We start from the raw sequence: 17046 nt of genomic DNA on the forward strand, positions 1-17046 counted from the left end.
GTCAATGTCCAAGCGAATCCAAGCCAAGGGCGTCAACGTCTACTACGGCGACTTCCTCGCCGTCGAGGGCGTCGACATCGAGATCGAGCCGCGTACGGTGACCGCCTTCATCGGCCCGTCCGGCTGTGGCAAGACCACCTTCCTGCGCACCATCAACCGGATGCACGAGGTCATCCCCGGTGCGCACGTCAGCGGGGAACTGCTGCTCGACGAGGACGACATCTACGGCCCCGGCGTCGATCCGGTGAACGTCCGCGGCATGGTCGGCATGGTGTTCCAGCGGCCCAACCCGTTCCCGACGATGTCCATCCGTGACAACGTGCTCGCCGGCTACAAGATCAACGGCCGGCGGCTGAGCAACTCCCGCGCCGACGAGATCGTCGAGCGCTCGCTCACCGGTGCCAACCTGTGGAACGAGGTCAAGGACCGGCTCGACAAGCCCGGCTCCGGCCTGTCCGGCGGCCAGCAGCAGCGCCTCTGCATCGCCCGCACCATCGCGGTCGAGCCCGAGGTGATCCTGATGGACGAGCCCTGCTCGGCCCTCGACCCGATCTCCACCCTGGCGATCGAGGACCTGATCGAGGAGCTCAAGGAGCAGTACACCGTCGTCATCGTGACGCACAACATGCAGCAGGCGGCCCGGGTCTCCGACAAGACCGGCTTCTTCAACATCGCCGGCACCGGCAAGCCGGGTCACCTGATCGAGTACGACGACACCGAGCGGATCTTCTCCAACCCGTCGAACAAGCAGACCGAGGACTACGTCTCCGGCCGGTTCGGCTGATCGGCGCTGCTTCCAGCTGCGGCAGGCGCCGCCGGGCCCCACGGCTCGGCGGCGCCTGTTGGCTGTCCGCTGCACTCCGCTGCTCCGGCCAGGCCCGGGCAGAACCTCAGATGGGTGCTTCCCCGGCCCGTAGACTCGGCCCGTGAGCACTCAGGCCGGCTGGTATCCGGATCCCTCCGGGCGACCGGGGATGTACCGCTTCTGGGACGGCGTCCGGTGGACCACCGCGGTGTCCCGGGACCCGTTCACTCCTCCGCCTGGCGTGCAGCCGTACGCCTCGCCGACCGACCCGCGGCACCCCGACCCGCAGCACCCGGGGCCGCAGTCGGCCGGCACCCGATCCGCCACCCCACGGACGGACCGCCGTCGTGCGGTCGGTTGGTGGCTGGCCGCTGCGGCCGTCGTGGTGGTGATGGCGCTGGTGATCGTCGGCGCCGTACGCCTCGGCCGGGGCCTCGTCCCGTGGGCGAGTCCCGGCGGGGAGGCCACCACCCAGGTCTGCCCACCCAGCACCGGGGAGACCCCCAGCGCCCAGGCCCAGCCCGCGGACGGCCGGGTGCACGGCGGGAAGCTGTCCTTCCCGGAGCTCGCGGAGCCGTTCGGCGCGGTGCTCCCGGAGACCGAGGTCCCGTTCGCCCGCGACACCCACCAGCAGCTGGTGCTGGTGCAGTCGAACTTCGACGGCCGGGGCAGCTCCTGGGTGGCCACCGTGATGGTCGGCGACCTGTTCGCCGGCGACGGCTTCTTCACCCCGCAGGACGGTTCCCGGATCGTCGTCGACTGTGTCATCGGCCGGTTCTACGGCGACGCGCAGGTCACCCGCCACGACGTCCGCAACGCAGCCACCACGATCGACGGGCACGACGCCTGGGTGGTCGAGTCCCAGCTCTCCTTCGACATCAAGGGCCTGACCACCAAGGGTGAGCGGCTGATCGTGGCGATCGTCAGCACCGGGCCGTCCAGTTCGGGCATCTTCTACGCCTCCATCCCGGACACCACCCCGGAGCTGGTCGAGCCGGCGCGGCAGGCGCTGGCCGGGCTCACGGTCTCCGGCTGACCGGCGATCAGGCCGGCCGGCAGTGCGCGCGCTGCCGCTCGGCCTTGAGGTCGAGGACCCGCAGCGCGCTCGCCCGCACCGTGGCGGCGAACGCCGGGTCGGACCTGGCCCGGTCGGCGATGGCGCTCACCATGTCGTCGGCGAGGGCCGGGTCGACGGTCACCGCGATGTCGCCACCGGCCTCGATGAACCGGACGGCCCGCTCCCCCGCCGGGACGGAGCTGACCTGCGCCGCCACGCCGAGGTCGTCGGAGACCACCACGCCCTGCCAGCCGAGGTCCCCGCGGAGCATGTCCTTGATCACCACCGAGGACCAGACGGCCGGATGGTCCGGGTCGATCCGGGTGTAGCGGGCCGAGGAGACCATCACCATGTCGGTGCCGGCGGAGATCCCGTCGGCGAAGGGCTGCAACAGGGCGTCGTGACGGGTGGTCCGGGTGTCGGTGACGTCGGCGGTGACGTCGGTGTTGCCGACGACCTGGCCCAGCCCCGGGAAGTGCTTGACAGCCGTCCCGGTGCCGCCGGCGCGCATCCCGGTGACGAAGGCGGTCACGTGCGCCCCCACCGCGGTGGTGTCGGTCCCGAAGCCGCGGTCGTAGCGCGCGATCGGCTGGTTGACCGACACCAGGTCGGGCGGGACGACGTCGGCCACCGGGGCCAGGTCGATGTCGACGCCGGCGCTGTGCAGATCCTGCCCCCACCGGCGGGCCGAGCCGGTCAGCGCGTCGGTGGCCATCCGGCCCTGCTCGGCCGCCGACGGCATCGACGCGAAGCCGGAGCCGGACAGCCGCTTCACCTGGCCGCCCTCCTGGTCGACGGCGATGAACAGCCCGGCCCCGTCGGAGCCCGCGGCGGCGCGCAGGGCGTCGGTGACGGCCCGGACCCCGGTCACCCCGCCGGTGGTGGTGTTCATCAGCAGCACCGAGCCGAGGTGCTGGGAGGCGATCAGCTTCCCGGTGCCGCTGGTGGTGTCCCCCTTCAGGTCGTAGCCGACCATCACCAGCTGGCCGGCCTGTTCGGCCGGGGTCATCGCGTCCACGGCGAGCCGGCAGCTGTCCGCCGGGAGCACGCTCGGGACCGACAGCACCCCGCCGGACGGGACCGGGGACGGCGAGCCCGACGTGGCGGCTGTCGGGCCGGGGCTCGGGCTGCCGGTCGGGGTGAGAGGGCCGGCCGGGCGCCCGCCGATCCCGCCACAGGCGGTCAGGCCGAGGGCGGCCAGGGCGAGCCCGAGCGGGAGCAGTGTCCGACGGACGACGGGGACCATGGCGATCACTCCCAGGGAAGGGCGAGCAGGGCGTTCTCGACGACCTCGGCGAGCGCCGGGTGGATCCAGTACTGGCCGCGGGCGAGCGTACGGGCGTCGAGGTCGAAGCTCATCGCCTGCAGCAGCGGCTGGATCAGCACCGATGCCTCCGGCCCGACGATGTGCGCCCCCAGCAGCCGTCCGGTGCCCGGATCGGCCAGCAGCTTGCAGAAGTGGCCCTCGTCCTCCAGCGCCCATCCGTACGCCACGTCCCGGTAGTCCTGGGTGGCGGTGATGTAGCGGACACCCCGCCGACGGGCCTCCTGCTCGGTGAGGCCCACCGATGCGATCTGCGGCGACCCGAAGACCGCGTGCGGCACGAACCGGTGGTCCGTGGCGACCGGGTCGTCGGGGTGCAGCAGGTTGTGCTGCACCGTCCGTGCCTCGGCGTTCGCCACGTGCTTGAGCAGGTACTGCGAGGAGACGTCCCCCAGCGCCCAGATGCCGTCGACCGGGGTCCGCTGGTACGCGTCGACGGGGACCCGGCAGTCCTCGGTGAGGGTCAGGCCGGCGGCCTCGACGCCCAGGGTGTCGCCGTTCGGGATCCGGCCGATCGCGACGAGCACCAGCTCGGTGTCGTACGTGTGCGGGCCGCTCGGCCCGGTCGCGGAGACCCGGATCCGGCCGTCCGGCAACGGCTCGAAGGAGTCCAGGTGCTGGTGGAGCTTGACCCGGCAGCGCTCCGAGACGAACTGCGTCGCGCGCCGGGCGACGTCCTCGTCCTCGCGGTGCAGCAGCACACCGGAGCGGTTGAGGATGGTGACGTCGACCCCGAAGGAGGCGAAGACGTGGGCGAACTCCATCCCGACGAATCCGCCGCCGAGGATGACCATCTCGCGCGGTAGCTCGTCGATCCGCATCACCGTCTCGCTGGTGTGCAGCACGACCCGGTCGGCACCCGGCACGTCGGGCAGCCGGACCCGGGAGCCGGCGGCGATGACGATCTGGTCGGCGGTGAGGTCGGCGGTGGTGCCGTCCGCGGCGACCACCCGGAGGGCCCGCGGCCCGGTGAAGTGGGCCCGGCCCGACAGCAGCTCGACGTTCGGCAGGCCGGCGGCGCGCCACTCGCGCCCGGCCTCGGCGATCGGGTCGAGCCGACCGAAGATCCGGTCGCGGATGCCCCGCCACCGTACGCCGTCGAGGCGCAGGTCGACGCCGAGCTCGCGGGCGTGGTCGACCTGGGCGGCCAGGTCGGCCGGGTGGACGTACATCTTGGTCGGGATGCATCCCAGGTTGAGGCAGGTCCCGCCGAAGACCCGGTGCGGCCCGACCCCGGCGTCGACGATCGCGACCCGGCGGTCGGCGAACCGTTCGTCGACGATGCTGTTGCCGGAGCCGGTGCCGATCACACACAGGTCGAAGTGACGCATGGGCTCCATGCTAGTGAGTGCCGTGAGGCCCGGCCGCGGGTGACCGGCCCGCGCCTAGAGTGGGGACATGCTCTGGGCCGAGAACCTCCTCCTGCTGCTGACGGACCAGCGCACCGGCCGCCTCGTCGTCCCGTGGAACATGGCGGACCTGGCGCTGGCCGGGTCCGTGCTCGGCCAGCTCTGGCGGACCGGGCGGATCGACGTGGACGACCCCGACCGGCCCCGGCACCCCGGTCGGATCCGGGTGGTCGACGCCGCGCCGACCGGTGACGACGTCCTCGACCGGGTGCTGGTCGCGCTGGCCGGCACCGACCGTCGGCCGGTGGCGGCGCTGCACCGGATCAAGGCGGGGATCCGTCGCGCCCTCTACGAGCGGCTCGAGCAGCGCGGCGTCGTGTCGCACCGGGTGGGCCGGGTGCTGATCGTGCTCCCGATCGACGAGTGGCCGTCGCGGACCCCCGACACCCGCGAGCCGTTCGAGGAGCGGCTGGGGCACTGGTGGACCTCCCCCACCTATCGGGAGGCGACCGGCGACGTGGAGTGCGCCTCGACCACCGCCCTGCTCAGCGCCATCGGGGCGATCACGCCGGTGGCGCGCAGGATGGGCCTCGGCCCGCGGATCCGGTCGATCCAGCGGCTGGCGGCGCAGGTGCGCGAGGCGTCCTGGGTCGCCACCGCGGTCAACCAGATCCGGACCGCCCAGCAGGCCGCCGCCACGGCCTGACCGGACCCGGCGGGCCCTGCCGTGGGGTGGGGGTCAGATGCCGGCGTACGAGTGCAGGCCGGCGAAGATCAGGTTCACGCCGATGAAGTTGAACCAGAACGACACCAGCACGATGATCGACAGGATCGCCGCCCGGGAGCCCTTCCAGCCGGCGGTCAGCCGGGCGTGCAGGTAGGCCGCGACGATCACCCAGGTGACCAGGGAGAAGGTCTCCTTGGGGTCCCAGCCCCAGAACCGGCCCCAGGCGTACTGCGCCCAGACGGCGCCCGCCGCCACGGCGAAGGTCCACAGCGGGAAGCCGATCGCGGTGGTCCGGTAGGCCCACAGGTCGAGGGTCTGCTGACCGGGCAGCTGGGCCAGCCAGCCGCGGGTGGTGCCCCGCTCGTCGGCGCGGCGGCGCAGCAGGTAGAGGATCGACAGCAGGCTGCCGAGGTTGAACAGCGCACCGGCGATGGAGGCGGCGACGATGTGCACGACGAACCACACCGAGTGCAGCGCCGGCACCAGGTCGGCGACGGCGACGTAGAACACCTCGACGGCCAGCCCGAGGCCGATGGTGGCGAGCAGGGTCACCGGCAGGCCGAGCCACCGCATCCGGAAGCGCTGGGCCAGCACCAGGTAGGCCAGCACGATGAACGCGATCGTGGTGATCGTGAACTCGTACATGTTGCCCCAGGGGAAACGCTGGGCGGCGATGCCGCGGAACACCGCACCCAGGGTGTTCGACAGCCAGGCGATCGCCGTCAGGGCCATCGCCAGGCGTCCCCACCGGTCGCTGCGTTCGGGGGCGGGCGCCGGGGCGGCCTCCACCGAGGTGCGGACGTTGCGGGAGGCGGCCCCTCCGGTGGTGCCGGCGGGCGGCTCGGTGGCCTGCGCGCCGGTGGCGCCGGCGCCGACCAGCACCGCGGACTGCTCGGCGGGCGCCTTCGCCGTCTCGGTCGAGGCCGGCAGCCGACGGGCCATCGCCCACTCCACGCCGAAGACGGCCATGGCCACCAGGTACAGCAGCCAGGCGGTCACCATGGCCAGGTTCGAATAGGCCGCGAAGTCCATCTACTTCATCCTCCCGGACGTCGTCGTCACCGCGCCCTCGGTCGGCGATCCCTCGTCGGCCGGCGTCTCCGGTACATCCTCCACCGGATCATCCATGACCGCCAGCACCGCCGCCACTTCGTCATCCAGTCCGGTCCGCGCGTCGGCACGGTCCAGCCCGCCGACCTCGATCAGGGTGCGTCCGTCCTCCCCTGCGGTGGCCCGGGCCCAGATCCGGCGCGGCCGGATGAACAGCGACAGCATCAGGCCGAGGATCGCCGCCGCCACCGAGCCGACGGTGAGCGGCAGGCCCGGAGTGGCGGAGACCTGCAGCTTCGCCCAGCGCTGCCATCCGATGAAGGTGAGCCGGCCCCGCCCGTCGGGCAGGTCGATGTACTCGCCCTCCTTGAGCCGGACCGCGACCGGCGTACCGTCGGCGGTCTTGATCTGCTCCATCCCGGTGGTGTCGAGCGAGTAGACGCTCTGCGGGGTGCCGGTCTCCGCCTTCGGCGCGCCGGCCCAGGCGTTGAGGAACAGTTCGGGCACCAGGGCGTCGGGGAACAGCGAGTGCGGGCCGCTGGCGTCGACGGTCGCCGTCGGCAGGAAGAAGCCCTGGAAGCCGAGCGCCTCGGGGCGGGCATCGGGGGCCTTGATCGCCCCGGTCGAGGTGAAGTTGCCGTCCTGCGGCAGGAAGACCACCGGGCCGTTGAAGGCGACGTTGCCGTTCCCGTCGGTCACGGTGACCACCGGGGCGTAGCCGTGGGCGATCAGGTGCACCGCGGTGCCGTTGATGTTCAGCGGGTGGTTGACCTCGATCACCTCCTGGCGCGGGGTCGCGCCGGGCCGGTCGGTGACGGTGACGTTCGCGGTGAACTGCCGGGCCGCGCCGGTCTGCACCGGGCCGGTCTCGAACCGTACGGTGAAGGCGTCCAGGGTCAGCGAGAACGGGGTGAGGGCGCTGTCCCGGAACAGTCCCCCGCCGGTGAAGTCGTCGTACTGGGTGACGTTGTTGGAGAAGCCCTGGCCGGTGACCACGATCGAGGAGCCCTTGTAGCCGAACAGGTTGCTCCAGGCGATGCCGACCAGCAGCACCAGCATGCTGAGGTGGAACAGCAGGTTGCCGAACTCGCGCAGATAGCCGCGCTCCGCGGCGACCGATCCGGCGCGGCGGACCACCCGGAACCGTTTGCGGCGCAGCGCCGTCGCGGCCGCGTCGAGCACCTCGTCGGCGTTGCGGACGGTGCTGGAGGTGGCCGACTCCGGCAGCCGGTCCAGCCGGCTCGGGGTGACCGGCGGCTCGGCCCGCAGGGCCCGTACGTAGACCCGGATCCGCGGCAGGATGCAGCCGACCAGCGAGATGAAGAGCAGCAGGTAGATCGCGGAGAACCACGGCGAGGTGTAGACGTTGAACAGGCCGAGCGCGTCGTAGACCTTGGACAGCTCCGGGTTGGCGCTGCGGAAGTCGAGCACCTTGGCCGGGGCGATCGACTTCTGCGGCACGATGGCCCCGGGGATCGCCGCCAGCGCGAGCAGGAACAGCAGGATCAGCGCGGTCCGCATCGACGTCAGCTGGGTCCAGGCCCACCGGCCGGACTCCTTCAGTGTCAGCGCGGCCGGCCGTTCGGCCGCACCGGTGCGGTCCTTCCGGCTCCTCTTGTCCTTCCGCCCCCTCCGGTCCTTCTTGTCCTTCCGGTCCGTCCGGTCGCTCACAGCAGCGTCGCCCACATCACCCTCGCTCACAGCACGGTCCCGAATCCGGCGGCCCAGATCCGCATCATCGCCATCAGTCGCTCCCACAGTCCGGTCACCAGCAGCACCCCGACCAGTGCCATCGAGATCCCGCCGATCCGCAGCACCGCCAGCTGGTGACGGCGGACGAAGCCGACGACCCGCTGCATCCGGGTGAACGCGAGCGCCGCGGCGACGAACGGGATCCCCAGGCCGAGCACGTACATGAACGCCAGCAGGCCGCCGCGCACCGCACTGCCCTCGTTCATCGCCAGGGTCAGCACCATCGACAGGGTCGGGCCGATGCACGGCGTCCAGCCCAGGCCGAAAACGAACCCGAGCACCGGCGCGGCCGCCAGGCCGGCCCGGGGCAGCCGATGGATCCGCAGGTCGCGGTCGCCCAGCGGGATCACCCCGGCGAAGATCAGGCCCAGCAGGATCGCCAGCACCCCGATCACCCGGGAGATCACCTCCTGGTGGGTGAGCAGGGCCCGTCCCAGGGTGCCGGCGGCGACCCCGGCGGCGACGAACACGACGGCGAAGCCCAGCACGAACAGCGAGCTGCCGAGCAGCATCCGGCCGCGGTGGCTGCGGCCGTCCTGGAGCACGTCGGCGGCCCCCAGGCCGGTGGCGTACGACAGGTAGCCCGGCAGCAGCGGGACGACGCACGGCGAGAAGAACGACACCAGCCCGGCCAGCACCGCCACCGGGACGGCCAGCAGCATCGACCCGCCGACCGCCTGGGTCGCCCACCCGGCCAGGTCGAGCGGGATCACTTCCCGGCCGCCACGTCGTCGATGACCCCGACCAGGGTCGCCTCGGTGGTCTTGCCGATGATCCGCGCGGCGACCTTGCCGTCCTTGTCGACGACCAGGGTGGACGGGATGCCGGACGGGGGCAGCTGGCTGGAGAAGTCCAGCAGCAGCCGGCCGGAGGGGTCGTAGATGCTGGGGTAGCTGATCCCGAAGCTGCGGACGAACGCCTGCGCCGGGAGCGGGTCGAGGTCGCGGGTGTTGAGACCGATGAAGTCGGCCCGGTCCTTGGTCTGCTCGGCGGCCCGGACGAGGTCGGGCGCCTCGGCGCGGCAGGGCGCACACCAGGAGCCCCAGACGTTGAGCACCAGCACCTTCCCGGCGGACGCCTGGGTGCTGAGGGAGGTCTTCTCGTCGCCCAGGGTCGGGCCGCTGACCACCGGCGCCGCGGGGCGCTTGCCGACCGGCAGGATCGTCACGCCGCCGTCGCCGCTGACGAAGCCACCCTGGCTGGAGGCGACGTTGTCGGAGCTGCCCGATCCGCAGGCCGCCAGGGTGCCGGCAAGCCCCACCGAGAGCACGATGACCAGCACGGCGCGAGACGCCCGCGCCAGGGCACCGGACGCCCGCCCGGGACGGGAGGGGCGGGTCGTACGGAAGAGGCGAGTCGTACGGAAGTAGCGAGGGTCAGGCACCGGCGACGAATCCCTTCCGCTGTTTCACCGGGAGCAGGTCCCGGCAGGGCTCGGCATACCCGGCGAACCGGATGGCGCCGTCGGTCACCTCCAGCGTGGTGACGGAGGCCAGCGTGCACTGGCGGTGCAGCGGGTTGTGCGCCAACCGGCGACCCTCCGCGCTGCTGCGGGCCATCCAGATCGGCAGCTGGTGGGAGACGATGACGGCCTCGTGACCGTCGGCCGTCGCAGCGGCGTCCCGGACCGCCGCGGCCATCCGCTCGACCTGGTCGACGTAGTGCTCGCCCCAGGAGGGGGCGAACGGATTGACCAGGTAGTGCCACAGTCGAGGGTCGCGCAGGTCGGAGTCGAGGCCGTTGAGGACCCGGCCCTGCAGGTGGTTCCAGGCCTCGATCACCCGCTCGTCGGTGACCACCGGTAGCGCACCGTGCCGGGCGGCGATCGGGGCCATCGTCTCCTGGGCGCGCTCCAGCGGGGAGACCCGCAGGTGGGTCAGGTCGCGCCCGGTGAAGTACTCCCCCAGCCGGTCGGCCATCGCCCGGCCGAGGTCGGAGAGATGGTAGTCGGGCAGCCGGCCGTAGAGGACGTGCTCGGGGTTGTCGACCTGCCCGTGGCGGCACAGGTGGACGAGGGCGTGGGTCATCGGGGGCTCCCGGTCGGCTCGGTGGTCAGGCGGCGGTGATGGCGATCCGGGCGGCCGCGGCGGCCTTCGGCAGCGCCTCGAAGATCCGGTCCAGCGCCGCGTCGTCGTGGGCGGCCGACAGGAACCAGGCCTCGAAGCAGGACGGCCCGAGGTAGACCCCGTTGTCGAGCAGGCCGTGGAAGAACGCGGCGAAGACGTCCTGCCGCTGGGTCGCCGAGACCGACCAGTCCGGCACCGCGGTGACGCCCTCGGGGGTGAAGAAGACGGAGAACAGGCTGCCCGAGTGCTGGATCACGTGCGGCACCTGAAAGGCATCCAGCGCCTTGCCGATCTCGGCCCGCAGCAGCGTGGCGGTGCGGTCGAGCTGGGCGTACACCTCGTCGGTGGCCAGCCGCAGCGTGGTGCTGCCGGCGGCCGTGGCGACCGGGTTCCCGGACAGGGTGCCCGCCTGGTAGACCGGCCCGACCGGGGAGAGCCGCTGCATGATCTCGGCGCGGCCACCGAAGGCCGCGGCCGGGAACCCGCCGCCCATCACCTTGCCGAAGGTCATCAGGTCGCCGTGCTGCCGGTCCAGGCCCCACTGGCCGGAGCGGGAGACGCGGAAGCCCGTCATCACCTCGTCGGTGATCAGCAGCGCGCCGTGGTGGTGGGCGATCCGGCACAGGAAGGCGGTGAAGTTCTCCCCGTCCTCCTCGGCCGGCGGGACCACACCCATGTTGCCGGCCGCGGCCTCGGTGATGATGCAGGCGATCTGGTCGCCGTACTCCTCGAAGGCACGCTCCACGCTGACCCGGTCGTTGTAGGTGCACACGATGGTGTCCGCGGTGGTCGCCTCGGTCACGCCCGGCGAGGACGGGTGGCCGAGGGTGGCGGCACCGGAACCGGCGGCGACCAGCAGGGAGTCGACGTGGCCGTGGTAGCAGCCCTCGAACTTGAGCACCTTGTCCCGGCCGGTGAAGCCGCGGGCCAGGCGGATCGCGGACATGGTCGCCTCGGTGCCGGAGTTGACCAGCCGGACCTGCTCCACCGGCGTCCGGTCGATGATCATCTGGGCCAGCTCGACCTCGGCCTCGGTCGGGGCGCCGAAGGAGGTGCCACCGGCGGCCGCGCGGGCGACTGCGTCCAGCACCTCGGGGTGCGCGTGGCCGAGCAGCATCGGGCCCCAGGACCCGACCAGGTCGACGTACTCGTTGCCATCGGCATCGGTGACGTACGCGCCCTTCGCCGAGCGAATGAAGCGCGGAGTGCCACCGACCGCGCGGAAGGCACGGACCGGGGAGCTCACTCCCCCGGGGATGACGCGCTGGGCGCGCTCGAACAGCGCCTCGGACACCTCAGTGGGCAACGACGACATCGATCCTCCTGTGCTGGGCAGCGAATCCCAGCGTACGTTCCCCGCGCGGGGCGGCAAGAAATCGCCGCGAACGTGGGCCGTAGTACGGACCGCGACTGCGTCACATCGGAGGGGCTCAGTCGAGCAGGCCGGCGTCCCGGGCCACCCGGGCGAGTTCGGCGCGGGTGCGGACCTGGAGCTTGCGCTGGATGCTGGCGCGGTGGCTCTCCACGGTGCGCGGGGAGACGGTCAGTTCGGCGGCGATCTCACCGTTGGTGAGGCCGGAGGCGATCAGCTTCATCACCTCCAGTTCCCGGGAGGACAGGGTGTCGATGTCGGGCTGGCCCGCCCGGTCCGTACGCCCGGTCTCGGGCACGGCGGAGCGGAACGAGGCGGGGTCCTCGTCGCGGGCCACGTCGTGCAGCAGCGACAGCAGTTCGTCGTCCAGGCATTCCTTGGTGAGGTAGGCCCGCGCGCCGCGGGCCCTGGCCTTCGCGACGTAGCCCTTGGCGTCGTACATGCTCAGCATCACCACCCGGGTCCGTGGTGAGCGGGCCACGACCTGCTCCAGCAGGTCCAGGCCGTTGGCGTCGGACAGGCGGATGTCGAGGACGAGGAGGTCCGGGCTGATCCGGTCCAGCATCGCCAACAGGTCGGCTCCGCTCGCGGCCGACCCGACCAGCCGGAAGGCGGGGGTGGACTCGAGGATCCGCTGGATGCCGGAGCGGATGATGCCGTGGTCGTCGCAGATCGCCACCGTGATTGCGGTGTGCTCGCTGTACTCGGTCATGGCTTGAGGGGCACCTCCACTCGGATCAGGGTGCCGGCGCCGGGCCGGGACTCGACGGACAACGTAGCGTCCACCAGCCGGGCCCGTTCCCGCATGCCGACCAGGCCCAGGGACCGGCCCCGGTCAGCCACGTCGGGGTCGAAGCCGATGCCGTCGTCCTCGACCACCACGCGCAGGATGCCGGGAGCGAAGACGAGCATGATGCTGGCCTCCTCGGCCCCGCTGTGGCGACCGATGTTGGTGAGCGCCTCCTGGACGATCCGGAACACGGCCGTCGTCACGACCGGGGACACCGGGACGGGCCGTCCGGTCACGCTGAACTCGATGTGCGTCGGGTACATCTGCCGGCAGTCCTCGACGTACTGCTCGACGGACCCGGTCAGGCTGATGTCGTCCAGGCCGGACGGCCGCAGCGACCAGGCGACCGCGCGGGCGACCTGGATGCCTCGCCGGGCGTACTCCCGCGCATCGGTCGCCGCCGCGCTGATGACCGGGTCGTCGGAGCTGCGCAGCACACTGAGCCGATCCATCAGGCCGGCGAAGATGTGCCCGAAGTCGTCGTGCAGGTCCAGCGCGATCCGGCCCCGTTCGGCCTCCTGCACCGCCACCATCCGCTCCATCGAGCGGCGCCGCAGTCCCTCGCGCTCGATCACCGCCGCAGCCAGCGCGGCCAGCACCTCCACCGTCGGCCCGTGGCGATCACCCTCCCCGACCGGGAAGGCCGCCACGATCGAGGCCTCGTCGGCCTCGCCGACGGCGACCCGGGTGGACGTACGCTCCAGCAGGGTCAGCTCCTTGCCCTGCCCGTCCCGCACCGGCTCGACGCCGAGCGGGACAGCTGCACCGCTGGGGGCGCCCGCCGTGGTGGGCCGGCCCACCTCGACGCGCCGGGCGGAGGTCGTCGCCGCCACCGCGTCCCGCAGTTCGTCGAGCACCTCATCGACGTCCTCGGCGGCCACCAGGTGACTCACCGCGTCCAGCAGGGCCTGGTGCTGGACGGAGCCGGAGCCGTCCAGGGCGTTGCGGGACTGGGCCGACTCGACGATGCCCCGATCCACCCGGATCCCGAGCGAGCGGCACAGCTCGGCCACCCGCGGCAGGCCACTGAGCGGTCCCCGGCGCGGCCGCAGTCCCACCGCGGAGGCGACCACGGCGCACGCCGCCATCTCCCCGGTGGCCGAGATCGACGCGGCGCTGTGGGCGGCGGCGGCCAGCGCGAGGCGCCCGCGCCGGCGACGCCCCTTCGCGAACAGCCGGATCGCCCATTCCCGCAGGACAGGTGGCCGCTCGCTCCAGAAGACGAGGGCCGACAACCGGGCGCGGACGAACCGACGCCGGGCCGCGGCTGCCCGGAGCTGGTGCTGCCGGGTCCACGAGGCGGGGGACGCATCCTGCACCAGGCGCCGTACCTGCATGTGCGAGGTGCGGATCGGCGCCAGGAAGTGGTTGTTGATGGCAGCCCCGTCGACCACCTCCTCGGCCTGCTCGAAGGCGGCCAGGGCCTGCACGGCCTGGTCCGCGTGCAGGTGCCCCCAGGCCCGGGCCAGGTGCAGCATGGCGCGGGTGTGGCGGTCGCCGGGACTGGCCTGGCGCAGCTCGCGCAGGATCGTCTCCATGCCCACGTCCCCCGGCAGGCAGCGCACCCAGATCGCCAGGGCGGTGCCGGCACCGATCCGGTCCCCGCGGCGCTTGCCGTCGGCGTACGTGTCCCGGGCCAGCACGCCCGCCTCCAGCAGCCGCCCCAGGCCGGCCAGGCACAGGGCCTTCTGCCACTTGGCGGCCACCTGTTCCCACCTGTCCCCGTACGTCTCGAAGGCCTCGATCGCGATGTCGTACGCCACGATCGCCTCCGCGTACCGCCGGGCGCCGAAGAGGGCGAACCCACGGAAGTGGTGCGACTGGGCGACTCCCCAGCCATCACCCTCCCGTTGGCGCAGTCGCAACGAGTGGTTGGCCAGCTGCAGTGCCAGCGGGGCCAGGATCGGAGCCACCCCGGAGACCACGGACGCGGTGGAGTACGCCTGGGCCCGTTCCCGGGTGCTGCCGGCGGCGTTCGCGAACCGCATGCCCCGCAGGATCGCCAGCACCGACCAGATGGGTGAGCGGACGAACCACCACTCGTACAGCAGGCGGTTGTAGATCCGGGCGGCGAGGTGGTCGCGCTCGGTCCCGGAGCGGTTCGGGCGCAGCCGGCGGTAGGCCCAGGTGAGGGCGAGCAGGCCGACTTCTCCGAGCGCGCACAGACCGGCCAGGAACGGGCCGGCGGGCAGCCGCAAGCCAATCTGGCGCATGCTGCGCCCCATCCACTCCGCGGAGTCATCGACGGCTCCGGTCTTGAAGGACAGCTCACCGAGCAGGCAGGCGACGCGGGAGGAGTCGAGGGCCGAGCGCGTCGTGCTGAGCTCGTACGCCCAGACCAACTCCTTCGCGGCCAGGTCGTAGTTCCCGAGCAGCATGTGCACCGTCCCGAGGCCCTCCTGCAGGCGGAACCGTGCCGTCCCGTCCGACCGGTCGTCGGCCAGGCCGGCCTGCACGATGCGGAAGTTGCCGGCGGCGACGTCCAGGGCGTTCTGGCGCACCCCGGCCTCCCCCGCGCGCAGGGCGTACGGCGCGGCGGCGGCATCATCACCGGCGCGGTGGAAGTGGTAGGCGATGTCGTAGTCGGCCGGGGCCCCGTCAGCCTCCTCCAGTGCCCGGGCGGCCCGCCGGTGCAGTTCGCGGCGCTCCTCCGCGGGCAGGGCGCGCAGCACCGCCTCGCGGACCCGGTCATGGGTGAACTCGCAGACCGAGCTGCCGGCCTCGGCAATGCCGCGGACGAGTCCGTGGGCGGTGGCCTCGAGCAGGTACGCCTCCACCACCGGCACGGAGTCGGACAGTGCCCCGGCCAGCAGCTCGGGCGCGAAGCGCCGGCCCAGCACCGCAGCCTGGCGGACGGCCCGACGAGTGTCCGGGGAGATCCGGTCCAACCGGGAGGAGACCAGCACGGCATCCCGTTCGGCATCGGCGACCGCGGCGGTGGCGGCATCGAGGGGTCGCGGGGGCAGCAGCGCGGCGGGAGGGTCGGCGGCCAGCACCCACCGGTCCGCCTCGCGGGTCAGGGCGGCCGAGTCGACCAGGGCCTGGAAGACCAGCAGGGTCTCCAGCGGGTTGCCCTTGGCGTACGCGTCGACGAACGGCAGCACCTCGTCGGGCAACTCGTCGCTGATGGAGCGGACCAGCTCTGCGGTGTCGTTCGCCGACAACGGCGCCAGGGCCACGTACGTGATGCCATCGACTCCCCAGGCCCGGACGCGGTCGACCACGTCGGGGCGACCTGCACAGACCAGGGAGAGGTGCCCGGCGGAACGGGGGCTGCCTGCCGCGATGGTGATGGCCAGGCGGGCGAGCACCTGCCAGCTCAGGTCGTCGGCCCACTGGCAGTCGTCGACGATGAGCAGGCCGGGGCGGGCCGGCGTGAACACGGCCGCCAGCAGGGCCGCCACGGCGGCCGGCGCCGCCAGGGCGCGGTCACCGATGCCGCCGGTGGAGGGGGCGGTGGTGGCCACCGACCCGAACACCTCCGCCAGTTCGGGCACCTGCACCACGGCCGCGGCGAGCAGGCCGCCGAGCTGGCTCCGCACCCGCTCGGCCTCGCGGGGGTCGGCCGTCAGTCTGGCCACCACCTCGCGCAGCGGGCCCGCGAACAGGCCGAGTGGACGGGCCGCCGTATGGTCGAAGGCGCCGGCCCGCAGCACCGTCACACCGGCGTCGGCCACCTGCGCGACGACGGCGTCCAGCAGACGGCTCTTGCCCAGGCCCGAGGCGCCGCTCAGGCACGCCACCGCACCTCCGCTCCCGCGGGCGGCCTCGGCGCAGGCAGTGAGCGCCGCGAGCTCCGCCGTACGGCCCACGAACGCCGGTTCGTAGTACGCCGGCGGCATGTCGGTGCCGGTGGCGAGCAGTGCCTCCAGGTCGGTGAGCGCCTCATCGGTGCCGTGGTACCCGGTTTCCGTGCTCGGGTCGAGCACACGCAGGACGATGGGGCGCAGCAGGGCCGGGACACCGACGATGTCGACCAGCTGGGCGGCCTCGGTCCCGACCGAGCGGGCTCGGCGCAGCGCGCTCGCGGTCCGATTGGCCTCGGCCAGCGCTTCCAGCAGCACCAGGGCGGCGGCCACCAGGTCGTCGGCGAAGCCCCTGGCCCGGCCGGGGCGGGCATCCGACGGGGCGAGTCGCGGATCGGGCCCGTCGACGGTCTCGGTGACGGGGGCCAGCTGGTGGCGCGTCATGCAGGCGTCGAGCAGGGTGACCTCCTCGCTGTCCGCGCGGATGATGACGTTGGCGGCCTGCACACCGCCGTGCGCGATGCCCAGGCGGTGCAGGCCGGCCAGCGGGCGGAACACCTCGCTCGCCAGACGGACCTGTTCGTTCGGTGACAAGGGCCCGTGCTGGGCGGCCCAGGCCTGGATGTCGAGTCCGGCGACGTAGGGCCGGACGATGTCGAGGTGGTCGGGTCCACGCTCGGCGACCCGGGCCGCGACGACCTGCGGCAGCCGGGCCCGGCGGATGGCCTCCAGCTCGCCGTCCAGCCAGTCGATGCTCCAGGGGAAGGTCAGGGAGAGGTCGACCCGGCGCAGCACCAGCGGGTCGGGTGACCCGTCGGCCGACACCAGGGTCGTGGTGATGCCCGGGCTGTGCCGAAGCTGGCGGACGGTGGTGGTGTCCATCTCTGCTCCCCTATCGGCGCCGTTGCCGTCTGGTTCGTGGATGTGCACGGGCCCCGTTCCCGGGTCACGGACTGTTCGGTGTCCATGACCCGGGAACGGGGACGAGGCGTACGGTCGACGGTCAGT

13 protein-coding genes are annotated in these 17046 nt (G+C 72.7%); 3 read left to right on the forward strand and 10 right to left on the reverse strand.

Annotation, left to right across the window (positions count from 1 at the left end; translation table 11 throughout):
- The first annotated feature begins 4 nt into the window (after window positions 1-4).
- Together pstB and R0145_RS13725 are read left to right on the forward strand one after the other, a co-directional pair.
- A complete protein-coding gene (gene pstB, locus R0145_RS13720) occupies window positions 5-784 on the forward strand; it encodes a phosphate ABC transporter ATP-binding protein PstB (RefSeq protein WP_317837425.1) in 780 nt (259 codons plus the stop codon).
- 142 nt (window positions 785-926) lie between these two features.
- Window positions 927-1841, forward strand: a complete 915-nt coding sequence (locus R0145_RS13725; RefSeq protein WP_317837426.1) for a DUF2510 domain-containing protein — start codon at window positions 927-929, stop codon at window positions 1839-1841.
- 7 nt (window positions 1842-1848) lie between these two features.
- On the opposite strand, the gene R0145_RS13730 is transcribed toward R0145_RS13725, so the two are convergent.
- Window positions 1849-3108, reverse strand: a complete 1260-nt coding sequence (locus R0145_RS13730) for a glycoside hydrolase family 3 N-terminal domain-containing protein (RefSeq protein WP_317837427.1) — start codon at window positions 3106-3108, stop codon at window positions 1849-1851.
- Window positions 3109-3113: 5 nt separating this feature from the next.
- Window positions 3114-4517 carry a mycothione reductase gene (locus R0145_RS13735; RefSeq protein ID WP_317837428.1) on the reverse strand — a complete coding sequence of 468 codons (1404 nt, stop codon included), beginning with the start codon at window positions 4515-4517 and terminating at the stop codon, window positions 3114-3116.
- Window positions 4518-4584: 67 nt separating this feature from the next.
- Here R0145_RS13735 and R0145_RS13740 point away from each other — a divergent pair, with 67 nt between their 5' ends.
- Window positions 4585-5241, forward strand: coding sequence for a GOLPH3/VPS74 family protein (locus R0145_RS13740; RefSeq protein ID WP_317837429.1), 657 nt, complete (start codon window positions 4585-4587; stop codon window positions 5239-5241).
- A gap of 33 nt (window positions 5242-5274) precedes the next feature.
- Here the strand turns inward: R0145_RS13740 and ccsB are convergent, their stop codons facing one another.
- The 8 genes from ccsB to R0145_RS13780 all read right to left on the reverse strand — a co-directional run bounded on the left by ccsB (window position 5275) and on the right by R0145_RS13780 (window position 16920).
- Complete coding sequence (gene ccsB / locus R0145_RS13745) at window positions 5275-6294, reverse strand: c-type cytochrome biogenesis protein CcsB (RefSeq protein WP_317837430.1); 1020 nt, start codon at window positions 6292-6294, stop codon at window positions 5275-5277.
- On the reverse strand, window positions 6295-8013 hold the full coding sequence (locus tag R0145_RS13750) for a cytochrome c biogenesis protein ResB (RefSeq protein WP_317837432.1): 1719 nt from the start codon (window positions 8011-8013) through the stop codon (window positions 6295-6297). It abuts the gene before it with no gap.
- The gene (locus R0145_RS13755) at window positions 8010-8726 is read right to left on the reverse strand and encodes a cytochrome c biogenesis CcdA family protein (RefSeq protein WP_317840253.1); all 717 of its coding nucleotides are present in this window, start codon (window positions 8724-8726) and stop codon (window positions 8010-8012) included. The genes R0145_RS13750 and R0145_RS13755 overlap by 4 nt, the downstream gene beginning before the upstream one ends.
- A gap of 47 nt (window positions 8727-8773) precedes the next feature.
- Window positions 8774-9346, reverse strand: a complete 573-nt coding sequence (locus R0145_RS13760) for a TlpA family protein disulfide reductase (protein ID WP_411742123.1) — start codon at window positions 9344-9346, stop codon at window positions 8774-8776.
- 94 nt (window positions 9347-9440) lie between these two features.
- Window positions 9441-10091, reverse strand: coding sequence for a histidine phosphatase family protein (locus R0145_RS13765; protein WP_317837434.1), 651 nt, complete (start codon window positions 10089-10091; stop codon window positions 9441-9443).
- A gap of 25 nt (window positions 10092-10116) precedes the next feature.
- Window positions 10117-11445 (reverse strand): glutamate-1-semialdehyde 2,1-aminomutase, encoded by a 1329-nt coding sequence (gene hemL, locus R0145_RS13770; RefSeq protein ID WP_317837435.1) that lies wholly within the window; start codon window positions 11443-11445, stop codon window positions 10117-10119.
- 115 nt (window positions 11446-11560) lie between these two features.
- The gene (locus R0145_RS13775; RefSeq protein WP_317837436.1) at window positions 11561-12214 is read right to left on the reverse strand and encodes a response regulator transcription factor; all 654 of its coding nucleotides are present in this window, start codon (window positions 12212-12214) and stop codon (window positions 11561-11563) included.
- Window positions 12211-16920, reverse strand: a complete 4710-nt coding sequence (locus R0145_RS13780; protein ID WP_317837437.1) for an AAA family ATPase — start codon at window positions 16918-16920, stop codon at window positions 12211-12213. Before R0145_RS13780 ends, R0145_RS13775 begins: the two co-directional genes overlap by 4 nt.
- Window positions 16921-17046 lie beyond the last annotated feature (126 nt).

It is taken from the genome of Raineyella sp. W15-4 (assembly GCF_033170155.1).
GTDB lineage: Bacteria > Actinomycetota > Actinomycetes > Propionibacteriales > Propionibacteriaceae > Raineyella.

Excerpts from the sequence above, each read along its gene's own strand:
- pstB (WP_317837425.1), top strand. The coding sequence starts at position 5 with ATGTCCAAGCGAATCCAAGCCAAGGGCGTCAACGTCTACTACGGCGAC.
- R0145_RS13730 (WP_317837427.1), bottom strand. The coding sequence starts at position 3,108 with ATGGTCCCCGTCGTCCGTCGGACACTGCTCCCGCTCGGGCTCGCCCTG.
- R0145_RS13735 (WP_317837428.1), bottom strand. The coding sequence starts at position 4,517 with ATGCGTCACTTCGACCTGTGTGTGATCGGCACCGGCTCCGGCAACAGC.
- R0145_RS13740 (WP_317837429.1), top strand. The coding sequence starts at position 4,585 with ATGCTCTGGGCCGAGAACCTCCTCCTGCTGCTGACGGACCAGCGCACC.
- ccsB (WP_317837430.1), bottom strand. The coding sequence starts at position 6,294 with ATGGACTTCGCGGCCTATTCGAACCTGGCCATGGTGACCGCCTGGCTG.
- R0145_RS13755 (WP_317840253.1), bottom strand. The coding sequence starts at position 8,726 with ATGCTGCTGGCCGTCCCGGTGGCGGTGCTGGCCGGGCTGGTGTCGTTC.
- R0145_RS13765 (WP_317837434.1), bottom strand. The coding sequence starts at position 10,091 with ATGACCCACGCCCTCGTCCACCTGTGCCGCCACGGGCAGGTCGACAAC.
- hemL (WP_317837435.1), bottom strand. The coding sequence starts at position 11,445 with ATGTCGTCGTTGCCCACTGAGGTGTCCGAGGCGCTGTTCGAGCGCGCC.
- R0145_RS13775 (WP_317837436.1), bottom strand. The coding sequence starts at position 12,214 with ATGACCGAGTACAGCGAGCACACCGCAATCACGGTGGCGATCTGCGAC.
- R0145_RS13780 (WP_317837437.1), bottom strand. The coding sequence starts at position 16,920 with ATGGACACCACCACCGTCCGCCAGCTTCGGCACAGCCCGGGCATCACC.